Raw genomic sequence first — 18,077 nt, 5'->3', positions numbered from 1 at the left:
TAACCGCTTGTAAAAGAGTCGAATACAGCCTAATTTCACCATGGATAAATAGTTTCGGGCGGTTAATGAGATGGTCCCCACCACCCTGTGAGCGGTATGCTGGCAGGGTGTTTCTTTCAGGAGAAGACCATCATGCAAAACGTTACGCTTATTGGTATTGATCTCGGCAAACATTCTTTCCACGTTCACTGTCAGGACAAATCAGGAAAGGCCCTGCTGCGTAAAAAATTTACCCGCGCCAGACTGATGGAGTTTTTAGCGGGATCGCCATCAGCGACTGTTGTAATGGAAGCCTGCGCCGGTGCTCACTTTATGGCTCGCCGGATCGCTGCTTTTGGTCACGAAGCGAAGCTGATTTCTCCACAATTTGTTCGTCCTTTTGTAAAGAGCAACAAGAACGATTTTGTGGATGCTGAAGCCATATGCGAAGCTGCATCTCGTCCCTCCATGCGATTTGTGCAACCACGAACAGAGGCGCAACAAGCTATGCGCGCCCTGCATCGGGTCAGAGAATCACTGGTCAGAGACAGGGTTAAAACCACTAATCAGATGCACGCTTTTTTACTGGAATTTGGCATCAGTATGCCGATCGGAACCGCCGTGATAAAAAGACTTTCAACCGTCTTGGCAGAGAACGAACTTCCTCCCTATCTGGCACAGTTGCTGATGCGTTTACATGCCCATTATCTTTATCTTGTCGAACAGCTCACCGAGCTTGAGACGGCACTGGAGCAGGAGCTGAGACGTGATGAAACAGGACAGCGTCTTCAGACAATACCGGGCGTGGGTCCGATAACTGCCAGCGTCTTATCATCGCAGCTGGGCGATGGTAAGCAGTATGGCTGTAGCCGGGATTTTGCTGCTTCAACCGGTCTGGTACCACGCCAGTACAGCACGGGTGGCAAAAATACGCTTTTAGGGATAAGTAAACGCGGAGACAAAAATCTGCGACGGTTACTTGTCCAGTGCGCCAGAGTCTTTATCCAGAGAATCGATTATCAGTCAGGAAGGCTGGCTGAATGGGTAAAGGCTCAGCTTGAGCGAAAACACTCAAATGTTGTGGCCTGTGCGCTGGCCAACAAATTAGCCCGGATAGCCTGGGCAATCACAACACGGCAAACTGTGTTCGAAAGGTAACGACGACGCCAGTCTGACTGGCAGGTTAATCGTTAATTAAAGCAGTTCCCAATCTGGTTTTGCGAAGACTGATTATTGATGACATGAACGGCTTATCGACCTGATGGAATCCTGACATAAAAAATGGCTCTCTGAAGCCGTGCGGTTAATGAGATGGTCCCCACCACCCTGTGAGCGGTATGCTGGCAGGGTGTTTCTTTCAGGAGAAGACCATCATGCAAAACGTTACGCTTATTGGTATTGATCTCGGCAAACATTCTTTCCACGTTCACTGTCAGGACAAATCAGGAAAGGCCCTGCTGCGTAAAAAATTTACCCGCGCCAGACTGATGGAGTTTTTAGCGGGATCGCCATCAGCGACTGTTGTAATGGAAGCCTGCGCCGGTGCTCACTTTATGGCTCGCCGGATCGCTGCTTTTGGTCACGAAGCGAAGCTGATTTCTCCACAATTTGTTCGTCCTTTTGTAAAGAGCAACAAGAACGATTTTGTGGATGCTGAAGCCATATGCGAAGCTGCATCTCGTCCCTCCATGCGATTTGTGCAACCACGAACAGAGGCGCAACAAGCTATGCGCGCCCTGCATCGGGTCAGAGAATCACTGGTCAGAGACAGGGTTAAAACCACTAATCAGATGCACGCTTTTTTACTGGAATTTGGCATCAGTATGCCGATCGGAACCGCCGTGATAAAAAGACTTTCAACCGTCTTGGCAGAGAACGAACTTCCTCCCTATCTGGCACAGTTGCTGATGCGCTTACATGCCCATTATCTTTATCTTGTCGAACAGCTCACCGAGCTTGAGACGGCACTGGAGCAGGAGCTGAGACGTGATGAAACAGGACAGCGTCTTCAGACAATACCGGGCGTGGGTCCGATAACTGCCAGCGTCTTATCATCGCAGCTGGGCGATGGTAAGCAGTATGGCTGTAGCCGGGATTTTGCTGCTTCAACCGGTCTGGTACCACGCCAGTACAGCACGGGTGGCAAAAATACGCTTTTAGGGATAAGTAAACGCGGAGACAAAAATCTGCGACGGTTACTTGTCCAGTGCGCCAGAGTCTTTATCCAGAGAATCGATTATCAGTCAGGAAGGCTGGCTGAATGGGTAAAGGCTCAGCTTGAGCGAAAACACTCAAATGTTGTGGCCTGTGCGCTGGCCAACAAATTAGCCCGGATAGCCTGGGCAATCACAACACGGCAAACTGTGTTCGAAAGGTAACGACGACGCCAGTCTGACTGGCAGGTTAATCGTTAATTAAAGCAGTTCCCAATCTGGTTTTGCGAAGACTGATTATTGATGACATGAACGGCTTATCGACCTGATGGAATCCTGACATAAAAAATGGCTCTCTGAAGCCGTGCGGTTTTTTAGGCTTATCAGGTGCGGAACTCATCGAGGCGCGGGCATCCCTGCCCATAGTGACGCCGGATAGATTTAAGCAAGCCAACATCAATCAAAAATCAGTGTTGCAAAAAAGGTGGGGACCATAGATTTTTAGGCTTATCAGGTGCGGAACTCATCGAGGCGCGGGCATCCCTGCCCATAGTGACGCCGGATAGATTTAAGCAAGCCAACATCAATCAAAAATCAGTGTTGCAAAAAAGGTGGGGACCATAGATTTTTAAAGGAGCATCAGGCGCGGAACTCATTGAGGCGCGGGCATCCTTGCCCATATTGACGCCGGATAGATTTAAGCAAGCCCATCATAAATCAAAATCAGTGTTGCAAAAAAGAGGGTGACCATAGATTTTTCTTGTGAATCGGCGGCGCGTTGGCGATGATGATAAAAGCGGGTTGTTGAAACCCCGATTTTTTGGCAAAACTGCGGGACAGTCAGTGGGGATTTTTTCTGCTGTTCAAAGATGTCCAGTCACTCAGCTTGAGTAAATTTGGATTGGCGCATGAGTTTTTTTCCATCATCAGAATAGGTGAAACTATTTTAATCAGTGAATTTATCTTGGCTAGATGGGGTTCCCCGTACGCTTACAGATGTTCACACTTAATATCCACCAACAAATTTTTTCGGGTTCTTAAATTTGATCGTATCGCCGGAGTAAGAAAACAGAAAAACCCCTGAGATAAATCTCAGGGGTTTTCGAAATAAGGTGGCGGTGCGGACGGGACTCGAACCCGCGACCCCCGGCGTGACAGGCCGGTATTCTAACCAACTGAACTACCGCACCACCGAATTTCTTTTATCCATTTGACTGGAACTTCAGTAGACTTCTGCTTATGAGTCATACTGGCTAAATAGATGTCTGGCAGTGCCCTACTCTCACATGGGGAGACCCCACACTACCATCGGCGCTACGGCGTTTCACTGCTGAGTTCGGCATGGGATCAGGTGGGACCACCGCGCTATGGCCGCCAGACAAATTCTGTGTTCAATCCCGAACAAGCTGCTGTTTTTCATTTGAAACTGCGTCTCTCTCTCTCACCAAAACACCTTCGGTGTTGTCAGGTTAAGCCTCACGGTTCATTAGTACTGGTTAGCTCAACGTATCGCTACGCTTACACACCCAGCCTATCCACGTCCTCGTCTTGAACGTTCCTTCAGTATCCTCAAGGGACAAGGGAAGACTCATCTCAAGGCAAGTTTCCCGCTTAGATGCTTTCAGCGGTTATCTCTTCCGCACTTAGCTACCGGGCAGTGCCATTGGCATGACAACCCGAACACCAGTGGTGCGTCCACTCCGGTCCTCTCGTACTAGGAGCAGCCCCTTTCAATCTTCCAACGCCCACGGCAGATAGGGACCGAACTGTCTCACGACGTTCTAAACCCAGCTCGCGTACCACTTTAAACGGCGAACAGCCGTACCCTTGGGACCTACTTCAGCCCCAGGATGTGATGAGCCGACATCGAGGTGCCAAACACCGCCGTCGATATGAACTCTTGGGCGGTATCAGCCTGTTATCCCCGGAGTACCTTTTATCCGTTGAGCGATGGCCCTTCCATTCAGAACCACCGGATCACTATGACCTACTTTCGTACCTGCTCGAGCTGTCACTCTCGCAGTCAAGCTAGCTTATGCCATTGCACTAACCTCACGATGTCCGACCGTGATTAGCTAACCTTCGTGCTCCTCCGTTACGCTTTGGGAGGAGACCGCCCCAGTCAAACTACCCACCAGACACTGTCCGCGACCCGGATAACGGGCCTGCGTTAGAACATCAAACATTCAAGGGTGGTATTTCAAGGATGGCTCCGTGCAGACTGGCGTCCGCACTTCACAGCCTCCCACCTATCCTACACATCAAGGTTCAAGGTTCAGTGTCAAGCTATAGTAAAGGTTCACGGGGTCTTTCCGTCTTGCCGCGGGTACACTGCATCTTCACAGCGAGTTCAATTTCACTGAGTCTCGGGTGGAGACAGCCTGGCCATCATTACGCCATTCGTGCAGGTCGGAACTTACCCGACAAGGAATTTCGCTACCTTAGGACCGTTATAGTTACGGCCGCCGTTTACTGGGGCTTCGATCAAGAGCTTCGCGTTGCCGCTAACCCCATCAATTAACCTTCCAGCACCGGGCAGGCGTCACACCGTATACGTCCACTTTCGTGTTTGCACAGTGCTGTGTTTTTATTAAACAGTTGCAGCCAGCTGGTATCTGCGACTGGCCTCGGCTCGGGGAGCAAGTCCCGTCACCTGGCGCCAGCGTGCCTTCTCCCGAAGTTACGGCACCATTTTGCCTAGTTCCTTCACCCGAGTTCTCTCAAGCGCCTGAGTATTCTCTACCTGACCACCTGTGTCGGTTTGGGGTACGATTCACTGTTACCTGATGCTTAGAGGCTTTTCCTGGAAGCAGGGCATCAACCACTTCAGCACCGTAGTGCCTCGTTATCACGCCTCAGTGTTCACGGAAGAACGGATTTACCAATTCTTCCCACCTACACGCTTGAACCGGGACAACCGTCGCCCGGCTGGTCTAGCCTTCTCCGTCCCCCCTTCGCAGTAACACCGAGTACGGGAATATTAACCCGTTTCCCATCGACTACGCCTTTCGGCCTCGCCTTAGGGGTCGACTCACCCTGCCCCGATTAACGTTGGACAGGAACCCTTGGTCTTCCGGCGAGCGGGTTTTTCACCCGCTTTATCGTTACTTATGTCAGCATTCGCACTTCTGATACCTCCAGCATGCCTCACAGCACACCTTCGCAGGCTTACAGAACGCTCCCCTACCCAACAACACCTAAGTGTTGCTGCCGCAGCTTCGGTGCATGGTTTAGCCCCGTTACATCTTCCGCGCAGGCCGACTCGACCAGTGAGCTATTACGCTTTCTTTAAATGATGGCTGCTTCTAAGCCAACATCCTGGCTGTCTGAGCCTTCCCACTTCGTTTCCCACTTAACCATGACTTGGGGACCTTAGCTGGCGGTCTGGGTTGTTTCCCTCTTCACGACGGACGTTAGCACCCGCCGTGTGTCTCCCGTGATAACATTCTTCGGTATTCGCAGTTTGCATCGGGTTGGTAAGTCGGGATGACCCCCTAGCCGAAACAGTGCTCTACCCCCGAAGATGAATTCACGAGGCGCTACCTAAATAGCTTTCGGGGAGAACCAGCTATCTCCCGGTTTGATTGGCCTTTCACCCCCAGCCACAAGTCATCCGCTAATTTTTCAACATTAGTCGGTTCGGTCCTCCAGTTAGTGTTACCCAACCTTCAACCTGCCCATGGCTAGATCACCGGGTTTCGGGTCTATACCCTGCAACTTAACGCCCAGTTAAGACTCGGTTTCCCTGCGGCTCCCCTAAACGGTTAACCTTGCTACAGAATATAAGTCGCTGACCCATTATACAAAAGGTACGCAGTCACCCTGATAAATCAAGGCTCCCACTGCTTGTACGTACACGGTTTCAGGTTCTATTTCACTCCCCTCGCCGGGGTTCTTTTCGCCTTTCCCTCACGGTACTGGTTCACTATCGGTCAGTCAGGAGTATTTAGCCTTGGAGGATGGTCCCCCCATGTTCAGACAGGATACCACGTGTCCCGCCCTACTCGTCGAACTCACACCACCAGTGTCTTCAGATACGGGGCTATCACCCTTTACTGCCGGCCTTTCCAGACCGTTCTCCTGACGCTGATGCTGATGTTGGTTCTGGGCTGTTCCCCGTTCGCTCGCCGCTACTGGGGGAATCTCGGTTGATTTCTTTTCCTCGGGGTACTGAGATGTTTCAGTTCCCCCGGTTCGCCTCCGGACCCTATGAATTCAGGCCAGGATAGTGCAACGGATTGCACTGGGTTTCCCCATTCGGGTATCGCCGGTTATTGCGGTTCATATCACCTTACCGGCGCTTATCGCAGATTAGCACGCCCTTCATCGCCTCTGACTGCCTAGGCATCCACCGTGTACGCTTAGTCGCTTAACCTCACAACCCGAAGGTGTCTTCGGGTGTGCGTTTTGAGAGACTCACCAGTCCCGTCCATGACGGCACTGATTGTTTCAAATTTTCAGCTTGTTCCAGATTGTTAAAGAGCGTTATTGGTAAACCGACTTGACAGTCCGTTTACCAATAATTCGGTGACCCTGCCTTTCACACAGTGCCTGAACAGGATGGCGTCCCCTAGGGGATTCGAACCCCTGTTACCGCCGTGAAAGGGCGGTGTCCTAGGCCTCTAGACGAAGGGGACTCAAGTCTTCTTCGCGGGCATTCCTGCTCATTTTCTTTCATCAGACAATCTGTGTGGACACTGCACAATCACTATCATTCAGGTAAGGAGGTGATCCAACCGCAGGTTCCCCTACGGTTACCTTGTTACGACTTCACCCCAGTCATGAATCACAAAGTGGTAAGCGCCCCCCCGAAGGTTAAGCTACCTACTTCTTTTGCAACCCACTCCCATGGTGTGACGGGCGGTGTGTACAAGGCCCGGGAACGTATTCACCGTAGCATTCTGATCTACGATTACTAGCGATTCCGACTTCATGGAGTCGAGTTGCAGACTCCAATCCGGACTACGACAGACTTTATGAGTTCCGCTTGCTCTCGCGAGGTCGCTTCTCTTTGTATCTGCCATTGTAGCACGTGTGTAGCCCTACTCGTAAGGGCCATGATGACTTGACGTCATCCCCACCTTCCTCCGGTTTATCACCGGCAGTCTCCCTTGAGTTCCCACCATCACGTGCTGGCAACAAAGGATAAGGGTTGCGCTCGTTGCGGGACTTAACCCAACATTTCACAACACGAGCTGACGACAGCCATGCAGCACCTGTCTCTCAGGTCCCGAAGGCACTCCGCCATCTCTGGCAGATTCTGAGGATGTCAAGAGTAGGTAAGGTTCTTCGCGTTGCATCGAATTAAACCACATGCTCCACCGCTTGTGCGGGCCCCCGTCAATTCATTTGAGTTTTAACCTTGCGGCCGTACTCCCCAGGCGGTCGATTTAACGCGTTAGCTCCGGAAGCCACGCCTCAAGGGCACAACCTCCAAATCGACATCGTTTACAGCGTGGACTACCAGGGTATCTAATCCTGTTTGCTCCCCACGCTTTCGCACCTGAGCGTCAGTCTTCGTCCAGGGGGCCGCCTTCGCCACCGGTATTCCTCCACATCTCTACGCATTTCACCGCTACACGTGGAATTCTACCCCCCTCTACGAGACTCTAGTCAACCAGTTTTAGATGCCGTTCCCAGGTTGAGCCCGGGGATTTCACATCTAACTTAATTGACCGCCTGCGTGCGCTTTACGCCCAGTAATTCCGATTAACGCTTGCACCCTCCGTATTACCGCGGCTGCTGGCACGGAGTTAGCCGGTGCTTCTTCTGCGGGTAACGTCAATCAACAACGCTGTTTACGCTGTTGCCTTCCTCCCCGCTGAAAGTACTTTACAACCCGAAGGCCTTCTTCATACACGCGGCATGGCTGCATCAGGCTTGCGCCCATTGTGCAATATTCCCCACTGCTGCCTCCCGTAGGAGTCTGGGCCGTGTCTCAGTCCCAGTGTGGCTGGTCATCCTCTCAGACCAGCTAGGGATCGTCGCCTAGGTGAGCCATTACCCCACCTACTAGCTAATCCCATCTGGGTTCATCCGATGGCGTGAGGCCCGAAGGTCCCCCACTTTGCTCCAAAGAGGTTATGCGGTATTAGCCACCGTTTCCAGTGGTTATCCCCCTCCATCGGGCAGATCCCCAGACATTACTCACCCGTCCGCCGCTCGCCGGCAGGGAAGCAAGCTTCCCCCCGCTGCCGCTCGACTTGCATGTGTTAGGCCTGCCGCCAGCGTTCAATCTGAGCCATGATCAAACTCTTCAATTAAAAGTCTGATGCTCAAAGAATTGTTACTGTTAGTTCGTAATGAATTAACTGTTTTAGTCACTCTTTAAGACTTTAAAGTTTTCGGCATCTTGCGATGCTGTCGATACTGTCTTGTGAGTGCCCACACAGATTGTCTGATTAAATTGTTAAAGAGCGGTCCGACCGGAGCAGGGCTCCGTGCCGTGAGGCTGCGTATCTTACGCTTTCCTCGCCGGGTGTCAAGCCTTTATTTTCAGGGCTTTTCTCCCGCTGTCCTCGGCGGCGTGTCTTCGCTCAGCGTCGGTCAGTGGTGGCGCATTATAGGGAGATTTCTGATTTAGACAAGCCTTTTTTGTAATTATTTACCCAAGTGATTATAATTCAGGCAAAAAGGCTATTTTTGCCTATTTTTTATCGCATTTGGAAGATCTATAAGGCTATTAATAACCAGATCAGCAGCCTGTTCTACTGCTTCTGTTACCGCTTTTCCAGTACGAACTAGCACTTTTGTTCCTACATTCGCTGCATTTGCTGCCAGCATGTCTTCTATTTTATCTCCCACCATATAAGAAGCTGACATATCGATGCTTAATTCTTTCTGTGCATCCAATAACATACCCGGTTGCGGTTTGCGGCAATGACAGTTCTTCTTATATGCGTCAGCACTCCCTTCGGGATAATGCGGGCAATAATAGATGCCATCAAGATCGACACCTCGGTCTGCCAGAGACCAATCCATCCATTCTGTTAACTGCAAAAATTGATCTTCTGTAAACATTTCTCGAGCAATACCAGACTGATTAGTTACCAATACCAGTGCGTAACCCATTTTTTTCAATTCGAGCATGGCTTCAATCGTGCCATCAATAAATTGAAAATTGTCTATTTCATGAACATAACCATGATCGATGTTAATCGTGCCGTCACGATCCAAAAATACAGCGGGAATACTTTGAGTCACTTGATTGCTCCAAGAACGTACAAAGCAGACAGTATCGCATGATTTATGACTGAATAATAAGGTGAGGATATAAATTAGATGATACTAGGGCGTGTTGACGTTTTACATTCATCATTTACTCGAGCCACATGGGTAACCATATAATGACAAATGCCAGTGCCAATGTGCTGGCGTAATTTCGCGCCAATTTATCGTATCTTGTTGCGATTGCACGAAAATGTTTGATTCTGGCAAACCCATTTTCGACTAAATGACGATAACGATATAAACCATTATCAACCTTTTTATCCGATTTTAGATTATTTTTCGGTAGGGAATAACTGCTGTTGCCCCTTGTTGTTCAATATCAGTTCTGAATGCCTGACTATCGTACCCCTTGTCAGCTATCACAAAGTCCGAAGGCGGTATTGTGCTTTAATAAATTCGGACACTTTGGTAAAGGAATAGAATGACTTTAATTAAAGTGTCTTTATGAAACGAAAATCACCCCAAAAATTTACCGATAACTTTAAAAGATAAGCGGTCAATCTGGTTGTTGAACAGAGCTATACAGTCCCACAGGCAGCTGAAACCTTAGGTATTCCAACAAAACTCCTGTATACGTGGCGGAAACATGATGTTGAGCAATCTAAACCCAGTGCTTTAACCCCCGATGAGCGACAGGAGTTGTTGCAGCTTCGTAAAGAAAATAAACAGCTGAAAATGGAGAAGGAGATCTTAAAGAAGGCGAGCGCCTTCTTTGCGGGAGAACTGCTGTAAAATGTGGGTTCATAAAGGAACATGCAGAGCCATTTCCCATTTGCCAATATATGTCGCGTGATGAAAGTCAGTCGTTCCACGTTTTATGCCTGGCAGGCAAAACCCGTTCGGTTACTTTCTGATGAGCAACAAGCATTAAACCGAAAAGCGACGGCGCTCTTTAAAGAAAGCCGGGAAAGTTTAGGCTATCGGATGTTGGCGAAAAAATTACGCAAAGAAGGCCTTACCATCAGTGACTATCGGACCCGAGAGCTTATGAATCAGCGCGGATTATCCGTCAGACAGCGGCAGCGCTACCGGGCTCCGCGCAAAGATAAAGCGATATCAACAGCCTGTAATCTACTTAACCGGAACTTTAATCCGTTGGCGCCGAATGAAGTTTGGGCTGGAGATATCACCTATTTGAAGACGCCCGAAGGTTGGTTATCTCTAGCTATTGTGATGGATTTGTACTCACGTCGGACAGTGGGATGGCAGATCTCAACGGAAATAGATACGACCTTAATCAGCCAGGCTTTAATGAATGCGTATTACTTAACCTGAACTCGGGATAAGAGAAACAAAAAAGAAGAGAACTAAAAGCGGGTTCTGTGATCAGATCTTTTGACCAAAAAAGAAACTTTTCACTGAGGAACCCGCTATGCATAATTTAGTTGACTTATTTTGTCATGTCGATGATTTTTGCAAATTGTTCATGCCTCAATGGCAAAAATATCTGATTGAAAGTGGTCAATGCCAGCGGTTACGCCCAACAAGAATGACAACCAGTGAAATCATGACGATTATCATTGCCTTCCATATGTCCCATCAGCGTGATTTTAAACATTTTTATATTGGGTTCATGACGGTATACCACAAAAAAGACTTTCCCTCATTATTGAGCTACACACGTTTTCTTGAGGTCATGCCGACGGTTTTGGCTCCATTAAGCTCCTTCTTTACCCACCTAAAAGGCCAGCCAACAGGCCTCGAATTCATTGATTCAACCCGCATTAAAGTGTGCCATAACCTGCGAATACCACGGCATCAAGTTTTTAAAGGGGCAGCAGCTAGAGGGAAAGGAACAATGGGATGGTTCTACGGATTTAAGCTACACATTATCGTTAACCATCTTGGTGAGATTGTCGCCACGAAGCTCACGTCAGCTAATGTTGATGATAGAACCCCAGTTAAGGCGCTTTCCAAGGGGCTTTTAGATAAACTCTATGCAGACAAAGGTTATATAAGCAAAGCCTTAACGGAAGAGTTAGAAATGGAAGGCATCACATTGGTCACAGGGCAACGCAAAAATATGAAACCCAAATTATTAGCGGCTTGGGATAGAGCGATGCTCGCTAAGCGATTCATTATTGAGACTATTAATGACCAACTGAAAAATATCACTCAGATTGAGCATTCTCGCCATCGGAGCTTACATGGCTTCATGTTGAATTTGCTGGGCGGTTTGATTGCCTATTGTTTGAAGCCAAAAAAGCCATCACTGAATCTCTCAAATACCGAGAAAACAGGACTTCAAGTAATGGCTTAAACCGATCTCAGGTTACTTACGTCAGCCGTCACAAGGCTGTGTTTTTCATCGTGATAGAGGGAGCCAATATACAAGCCAGCAATACCGGGACTTGCTCAGCAGTTATGACATAAGAGCAAGCCAGGGGGATGTCGGGGCATGTTGGGATAACGCTTTTGTCGAACGTTTCTTTGGCAGTTTGAAACATGATTAGCTCTTCAAAACCCATCATGAAAACCAGGCAGAGATGAAAAAAATGTATTGGATTATCTGCATTATTACAATTTAACACGATTGCACACGGCCAATAATGATTTAACACCTGTGGAAGATGAAATGGCCTTTGTAATAGTGTCCGATTTTTCTTGTCTTGAGCAGAACATCTTTACTCGCGCGAATATTGCTGCCATCCAGAAAAATTTCAGCCCAGTCAATCAAACCTTTTTCATCCAGAATGGACAGTAACCGATTAAATATCTTATTGATAATGCCCGATTTTGATCAACGGTTAAATCGGTTATAGACCGTTTTCCAAGGCCCATAACATTCCGGTAAGTCGCGCCACAGTGTCCCTGAACATAGCACCCAGAACATCCCATTCATGACACGGCGGTGTTCAGCATGTGGACGTCCTGCTCGCTTTGAATGAATAGGGGCAAGCAAGGTTCTATCAATATCCATGCCTCATCAGGAATGTCGTAACGTGCCATCATCTTTTTCCCGTATTGAAAACAGTCCAGATGATAATACTATCAATTTGCATTAAGGGACACGGACTACAGCGGCCATCTCTACGATGGGGGATCCGACCACTTTCCGATCAGGCCGGGAGTTTTCCACCTATCTGGGTTTGGTTCCCCGGCAAACAGGAACAGGTGGCCGTGTTAAACCTGTAAATGTCAATGGCTCAGTGAAGCTGGGGCTGTTGTTAGATTCGTCAGGTCAGGTGCAAACCTCACTAAGGCGCGGACACATTTGCTCATTGAGACTCCGGATAGATTGAAGCAAACCAACAATGTATCAAAATCAGTGTTGCAAAAACGTGGGAGGCCATAAATTGTGATTTACTCTGAATGACGAACTCCATTGAATGACCCATTTCAGGTTCAGATTAATAATAACAAACTCACAACAGCATCCCTGATGATCAGTCAGGGGATTATCGCTCTGTAAAAGTGATAATCAAGATATAAGGTTACTTAATCTGGGATTTCATGTGCGATATATTTTTGCGACTACTCTGTCCGAAATTTTAATTCACCATATTAATTATTTAATAATAGCATAATAATATTTGTTATTTTTTACATTGATTATTATTTTTTAAATAAACATTAATGTAATCCTAGTCATTAAAACAATGCAATACATTGTTTTAATTTAAATTAATTATAGAAATAGTTATATTATAACAATTTTATATTCACAGAAAATCACACCAAATAATCTTTTCACTATAAAATAGTATATTTATCACTTGAATTTAATATAACTATTATGTAGATTAATAGGAGAGCTAATAAGACACTTTGTGATTTAAAATAATAAAATATCTTATAATTTGACATAATAGAATATGAAAACACAATGGCGAATATCTGTTCTATGTTATTATTCAAATTCCTTGTTATTGATGTATATTCACAATGACAGGGAATGTAACGAACGCATCCCAACCACAGTGTTGGAAGTGAGAGATGAGGCATGGTTGCTCACAGATTTCCAACCTTATAGTGCCTAAATACGTGAAGCTTATTGCTCCCTGATAACAGGAAGAACCACCCATGAAATATACTCCGTTTGGCTTCGATATTGCAAAACATCTGATGCAGGTTCATTTTGTCGATGAATATACTAGTGAAGTCGTCGATAAGTAGCTCCAGCGGCAGTAATTCCCCTCCCTGGCAACCGGGAGCCTTATCGGCATAGAAGCCTGTAGGGGAACTCACTATTGGGCGTGAGAACTCAAAAATTAGGGTTCGAGATTCGTCTGTTTCAGGCCAAATTTGTGACAGCATTCCCGATATGATGGGAAACAAAAATGACGTGATGGATTCACGGACAATTTGGATGGCAGTTCAGCAGCCCAGAAAATCCGTAGCGATAAAGATTACTGACATTTGATTTAATTAACTACGAGGATGAATGCAAAAAGGTTGCAGGGGCAACGGTAATAATATAAAACTGCAGACTACCGTCGATGTCAAAGTCACTATTATCTTACAAATGAAACGCGTTCATATAGAGAGCATAAATGATTATTTTTTGGTTAATTGATTTAAATGAAATACTTTTCAATACTTGAACAAGACTAAATTGAGCGTTTTTAATCCATATATAAATTGTATTACACATAACTTAAGATTAGAAAACGTTCACGCTCTCGCCCTGGAATAAGAGTTAAAACCTGAATTCATATAATAAGTGAGACTCTCGCATGAGACATGACTAAATAACATTTTAAAATTGTAGAAGACTCTTATATTCTGTATACAGTGCGGAGTACGAAATATACCTTTTTGAGAACATTACTATTATATAAAGACATTTATAAAAATAAAAAGATATAAAAACATAAAAATGCGAAATAGTACATTATAAAGTGGTTTGTAACTAGCAACACTTTCGAATTTCATTAATAAATAAAAAAGAGATAATTATGATTATAGAAACAGATCGTCTTAATAGCGCATGTATAGAAAAACTTGCTAAACAAGAAATTTTAGCCATACGTATAAAAAAATTTATTCCTACTTCCTTAGCTGAAAAAATAAGTGAAAAAATATTAGGAAAAGGATTTGATAAATATTTAAATGCGCCGAGTATAGGTCGGATCGGGATGGCATTTTACGAGACAGAAAATAAGGCACTCCGTGTAGCAGATTATTTTGAAAATGTGCTCAATAATATCAACGAACTGAGGCAGCGTTGTTCACCTTATCTATCACCAATAGATCAACTGAGATGCGTTTTAGACGAAGTTTGGCCAGCAGGGGCTCAACTCGAAACACTTTATGGGAAGAAAATGTATGTGGGATTGTCAAGGGTAGTTGAACCCGGAGTGACTTTTCTTGCACATCATGATATTTTTGCTAAAGATGCTCCAGATAGTTTCAGAGCCAAGAGCCTTCAGGCACAGTTTGCCGCTAATGTTTATCTTTCTATGCCTAATGAAGGTGGTGCTTTACAAGTTTGGAAAAATAAATTATCTCCTGAAGAATTTGATTCTATGCGCAGGGATAGTTATGGTATTGAACCTTCTTTGCTTGGAAAACCGGCACTAGAGGTTCAACCGGACGCGGGCGAACTTTTGATTTTTAATGCCCAATGTATGCACGCTGTAACTGCTGGTATCGGTAGCTCACGTTTAAGTCTGTCTTGCTTTATAGGTTATCGTGGAGAAGCAGCTCCTCTGTCATTCTGGAGTTAACATGCTATCTAATTATTGGGGAGAATTTCTAGGGCTAGCAATGATTCATTTTTTAGCAGTAGTAGCACCAGGCCCAGATTTCGCTGTGACCATACAGCAGAGTGTAAAATTTGGTCGTTTAGCTGGGGTATGCACGGCAATAGGTATTGGTGCAGGTATATCAGTACATGTAGTCTATACACTGGTGGGAATCAGTTCATTAATGCATTCCACCCCATGGTTAATGGAAATGGCAAAACTGGTAGGCTCACTTTATATCATATGGCTCGGTATCAAATTTATTAAAAGTAAACCTGTCAATCCGGATACTTTGGAAAGTAAAAATATTATTCAGACCTCACAAAGTAAATGGCAAGCATTTCTGATGGGGTTTATGACAAATGCTCTTAACCCTAAGGCAACATTGTTCTTTTTAGCAGTTTTTACGACCGTGGTGAGTATTAATACACCTATTCTGATACAAGTCTTTTATGGCTTGTGGATGTGTATAGCTAATACAGTATGGTTTGTGCTGGTTAGTGTTATTTTTTCGAATGTATTGATTCGTAATAAATTCATGGAAAAAGGGTATTGGTTTGAAAGAGTAATGGGGATTGTACTTATCAGTTTTGCTATTCGGTTATTATTTATATCTGTATGAATTCCTTCGATACAGAATCTGTAACTAATTTCCCAGTGCCAATATGCAATTATTCTAAAATTGACAAATGGCTTCTGTATCAGGTTAATAGCGTAAAAAAGTTAAGGTGACCACTTAGATGGTCACCAAATCTAATCATGTTTGAAGGAACGAAGAATGAGCATTTGCTAACGTATTGAGGCAGGGTGCGAGCATACTTTGATTAATATTTAAACTTAAAATATCAATATTGTTCTTTAACTCTTTTGTTTGCTAAAAGAGTGTAAATAATTGCTTTCGTGATTAAATATTGCTCAATGAAAACACTATTAAAGTTTATTTTTAAGAAATAATAATCTTAGAAAAGCACCTAAAATAGTGTGCTCGCGCCCTACGTATTGAGGCTAGTAATATTAAGTAACTTAAATGATAAGGAATGAGAATCCAAATTATTAATCCCAAAAATCGTAAAATAAAGTAGGAATATAATAATGAACTCTATCGTTTCCCAGCATTTGGTTGAAAACGCATTTTTCTCCTAAACGCTAATGTGGTATAGCACTCTAATATGTAAAATGCTGCCTTTTTTCTAGTGATAATTCAGAACCATAGTTTTATGCTTTGATTAGGAAGCGATTGATGATGCTAATTCATTTATAATTTAATTTATTCACAGTTGACTTAGACGTCTAGACACCTTAACATCCACTTCAATTCATGACTTGTTGCCTGAGAAAAACATGATAAAGCTGACTCAAATAAATAAAGTATTTCAACTAGGGACGCGTTCTATCAACGCGCTTTCAAATATCAACTTACATGTTCCTCAGGGACAAATTTATGGTGTTATTGGTTCTTCTGGCGCAGGCAAAAGCACCCTGATTCGCTGTGTAAATATGCTCGAACGTCCAACATCGGGCAAGGTATTGGTTAACGGTCAAGATCTGACTTCAATGTCAAATCGTGAGCTGACCCACGCCCGACGCCATATTGGTATGATTTTTCAGCACTTCAATCTGCTGTCATCCAGAACGGTATTTGGTAATGTGGCATTGCCACTGGAGTTGGATAATACGCCAAAAAACGAAATAAATAAAAGAGTCAGCGAGTTGCTTGAATTAGTTGGTCTCTCTGACAAACATGATGCGTATCCGGCAAATTTATCTGGTGGACAAAAGCAGCGTGTTGCCATCGCTCGCGCATTGGCAAACTCACCCAAAATACTGTTATGTGATGAGGCCACCAGCGCTCTCGATCCAGCCACAACCCGTTCTATTCTTGAACTATTAAAAGACATTAATCGTCGTCTGGGCTTAACGATTCTGTTAATTACTCATGAAATGGATGTTGTAAAACGTATTTGTGACCAAGTTGCGGTCATCAATGCAGGTCTGTTAATTGAACAAGATGTTGTAAGCGAAATTTTTTCACACCCTAAAACGCCTGTTGCGCAAGAATTTATTAAATCAACGCTGCATATCGATATTCCGGAAAGTTATCTAAAAAAGTTAAAACCTGAATGCACGCCAGATAGTCTACCATTATTGAAACTGGAATTTACGGGCAAATCGGTTGATGCCCCACTAATTTCTATGGCTGTACGCCGTTTTAATATTGATGTCAGCATATTGAGTTCACAAATGGATTATGCTGGTGGCGTTAAATTTGGTGTGATGTTGGCCGAATTGGGCGGTGAATACAGTAGCATTGAATCAACAATTGAGTTTTTAAAAGAACACCATGTAAAAGTAGAGGTTCTCGGTTATGTCTGATGGAATGATTTTCTTATTGTTTAAAGGAGTCTGGGAAACTTTAGTAATGACTTTTGTTTCAGGTTTTTTTGGTTTTGTAATTGGTTTACCAATCGGTGTGCTTTTATATGTCACCCGTGCAGGACAGATTATGGAGAATATTACACTTTATCGTATTCTTTCCGCCTTAGTGAATATCGGTCGTTCAATTCCCTTCATTATTTTGTTGGTATGGATGATCCCGTTTACCCGGCTAATTGTCGGTACATCCATTGGCTTGCAAGCGGCGATTGTCCCTCTGACTGTGGGAGCAGCACCTTTTATTGCCCGCATGGTGGAAAATGCCTTATTGGAAATTCCGCCTGGATTGATCGAAGCTGCACGTGCGATGGGTGCAACGCCTTTACAGATTGTCAAAAAAATCCTGCTTCCTGAAGCCCAGTTGAGTTTAATAAATGCTGCAACGATTACTTTGATTACTTTGGTCGGCTATTCCGCAATGGGAGGTGCCGTTGGCGCAGGTGGCTTAGGCCAGATTGGTTATCAATATGGTTACATTGGCTACAATGCACCTGTTATGAATACTGTTTTAGCATTGTTGATTGTTTTAGTGTTCTTAATTCAGTTAGGCGGTGATCGCTTGATTATAGCAGTTAATCACAAATAATAAAGTGAC

Annotated in this window: 12 protein-coding genes, 2 tRNA genes, 3 rRNA genes and 5 pseudogenes; 12 read left to right on the top strand and 10 right to left on the bottom strand. The window is 45.0% G+C overall.

Going from position 1 to position 18,077, the window contains the following annotated elements; translation table 11 throughout:
- Positions 1-132 precede the first annotated feature (132 nt).
- Positions 133-1,137 carry an IS110 family transposase gene (locus XBJ1_RS02760; RefSeq protein ID WP_012987226.1) on the top strand — a complete coding sequence of 335 codons (1,005 nt, stop codon included), beginning with the start codon at positions 133-135 and terminating at the stop codon, positions 1,135-1,137.
- Positions 1,138-1,352: 215 nt separating this feature from the next.
- Positions 1,353-2,357, top strand: a complete 1,005-nt coding sequence (locus XBJ1_RS02755; protein WP_012987226.1) for an IS110 family transposase — start codon at positions 1,353-1,355, stop codon at positions 2,355-2,357.
- A gap of 25 nt (positions 2,358-2,382) precedes the next feature.
- Here the strand turns inward: XBJ1_RS02755 and XBJ1_RS21840 are convergent, their stop codons facing one another.
- The 9 genes and pseudogenes from XBJ1_RS21840 to XBJ1_RS19310 form a co-directional block, all read right to left on the bottom strand.
- Positions 2,383-2,589 (bottom strand): hypothetical protein, encoded by a 207-nt coding sequence (locus XBJ1_RS21840; protein WP_162467458.1) that lies wholly within the window; start codon positions 2,587-2,589, stop codon positions 2,383-2,385.
- A gap of 240 nt (positions 2,590-2,829) precedes the next feature.
- Positions 2,830-2,949, bottom strand: a complete 120-nt coding sequence (locus XBJ1_RS22870) for a hypothetical protein (protein ID WP_419184840.1) — start codon at positions 2,947-2,949, stop codon at positions 2,830-2,832.
- Between the two features lie 296 nt (positions 2,950-3,245).
- Positions 3,246-3,322: transfer RNA gene (locus XBJ1_RS02750), tRNA-Asp, on the bottom strand.
- A 73-nt stretch (positions 3,323-3,395) separates the two neighbouring features.
- Positions 3,396-3,511, bottom strand: a 5S ribosomal RNA gene (rrf, locus tag XBJ1_RS02745).
- Positions 3,512-3,597: 86 nt separating this feature from the next.
- Positions 3,598-6,507: ribosomal RNA gene (locus tag XBJ1_RS02740) — 23S ribosomal RNA — on the bottom strand.
- A gap of 186 nt (positions 6,508-6,693) precedes the next feature.
- Positions 6,694-6,769: transfer RNA gene (locus tag XBJ1_RS02735), tRNA-Glu, on the bottom strand.
- An 83-nt stretch (positions 6,770-6,852) separates the two neighbouring features.
- A 16S ribosomal RNA gene (locus XBJ1_RS02730) occupies positions 6,853-8,395 on the bottom strand.
- Together the 16S, 23S and 5S rRNA genes with 2 tRNA genes alongside form the textbook arrangement of a ribosomal RNA operon.
- A gap of 373 nt (positions 8,396-8,768) precedes the next feature.
- Positions 8,769-9,335: a D-glycero-beta-D-manno-heptose 1,7-bisphosphate 7-phosphatase gene (gene gmhB, locus XBJ1_RS02725; RefSeq protein ID WP_012987224.1), complete on the bottom strand. Its 567-nt coding sequence runs from the start codon at positions 9,333-9,335 to the stop codon at positions 8,769-8,771.
- Positions 9,336-9,450: 115 nt separating this feature from the next.
- Positions 9,451-9,740, bottom strand: a pseudogene (locus XBJ1_RS19310) (transposase); the annotation flags it as partial.
- A gap of 123 nt (positions 9,741-9,863) precedes the next feature.
- On the opposite strand from XBJ1_RS19310, the gene XBJ1_RS22865 reads away from it, so the two are divergent.
- The 4 genes and pseudogenes from XBJ1_RS22865 to XBJ1_RS22255 all read left to right on the top strand — a co-directional run.
- Complete coding sequence (locus XBJ1_RS22865; RefSeq protein ID WP_012987223.1) at positions 9,864-10,094, top strand: transposase; 231 nt, start codon at positions 9,864-9,866, stop codon at positions 10,092-10,094.
- Between the two features lie 21 nt (positions 10,095-10,115).
- On the top strand, positions 10,116-10,637 hold the full coding sequence (locus tag XBJ1_RS02715) for an IS3 family transposase (protein ID WP_049778793.1): 522 nt from the start codon (positions 10,116-10,118) through the stop codon (positions 10,635-10,637).
- Between the two features lie 97 nt (positions 10,638-10,734).
- On the top strand, positions 10,735-11,622 hold the full coding sequence (locus tag XBJ1_RS02710) for an IS982 family transposase (protein ID WP_012987221.1): 888 nt from the start codon (positions 10,735-10,737) through the stop codon (positions 11,620-11,622).
- Positions 11,623-11,638: 16 nt separating this feature from the next.
- Positions 11,639-11,958, top strand: a pseudogene (locus XBJ1_RS22255) (integrase core domain-containing protein); the annotation flags it as partial.
- Positions 11,959-11,985: 27 nt separating this feature from the next.
- On the opposite strand, the pseudogene XBJ1_RS19300 reads toward XBJ1_RS22255, so the two are convergent.
- Positions 11,986-12,311 (bottom strand): annotated as a pseudogene (locus XBJ1_RS19300) (transposase); the annotation flags it as partial.
- Between the two features lie 68 nt (positions 12,312-12,379).
- On the opposite strand from XBJ1_RS19300, the pseudogene XBJ1_RS19295 reads away from it, so the two are divergent.
- From XBJ1_RS19295 to XBJ1_RS02680, 6 genes and pseudogenes are all read left to right on the top strand, one after another.
- Positions 12,380-12,505, top strand: a pseudogene (locus XBJ1_RS19295) (transposase); the annotation flags it as partial.
- An 880-nt stretch (positions 12,506-13,385) separates the two neighbouring features.
- Positions 13,386-13,710, top strand: a pseudogene (locus XBJ1_RS22250) (IS110 family transposase); the annotation flags it as partial.
- Positions 13,711-14,260: 550 nt separating this feature from the next.
- A complete protein-coding gene (locus tag XBJ1_RS02695; RefSeq protein WP_012987215.1) occupies positions 14,261-15,031 on the top strand; it encodes a 2OG-Fe(II) oxygenase in 771 nt (256 codons plus the stop codon).
- A gap of 1 nt (position 15,032) precedes the next feature.
- Positions 15,033-15,671, top strand: a complete 639-nt coding sequence (locus XBJ1_RS02690; RefSeq protein WP_012987214.1) for a LysE family translocator — start codon at positions 15,033-15,035, stop codon at positions 15,669-15,671.
- Positions 15,672-16,390: 719 nt separating this feature from the next.
- Entirely contained in the window at positions 16,391-17,422 is a 1,032-nt protein-coding gene (gene metN, locus XBJ1_RS02685) for a methionine ABC transporter ATP-binding protein MetN (protein ID WP_012987213.1), read from the top strand.
- Positions 17,415-18,068 (top strand): methionine ABC transporter permease MetI, encoded by a 654-nt coding sequence (locus XBJ1_RS02680; RefSeq protein WP_012987212.1) that lies wholly within the window; start codon positions 17,415-17,417, stop codon positions 18,066-18,068. Before metN ends, XBJ1_RS02680 begins: the two co-directional genes overlap by 8 nt.
- Positions 18,069-18,077: the final 9 nt, after the last annotated feature.

Source organism: Xenorhabdus bovienii SS-2004, assembly GCF_000027225.1.
Taxonomy (GTDB): Bacteria; Pseudomonadota; Gammaproteobacteria; order Enterobacterales; family Enterobacteriaceae; genus Xenorhabdus; species Xenorhabdus bovienii_C.
This window is presented reverse-complemented; position numbering and strand designations above follow the sequence as displayed.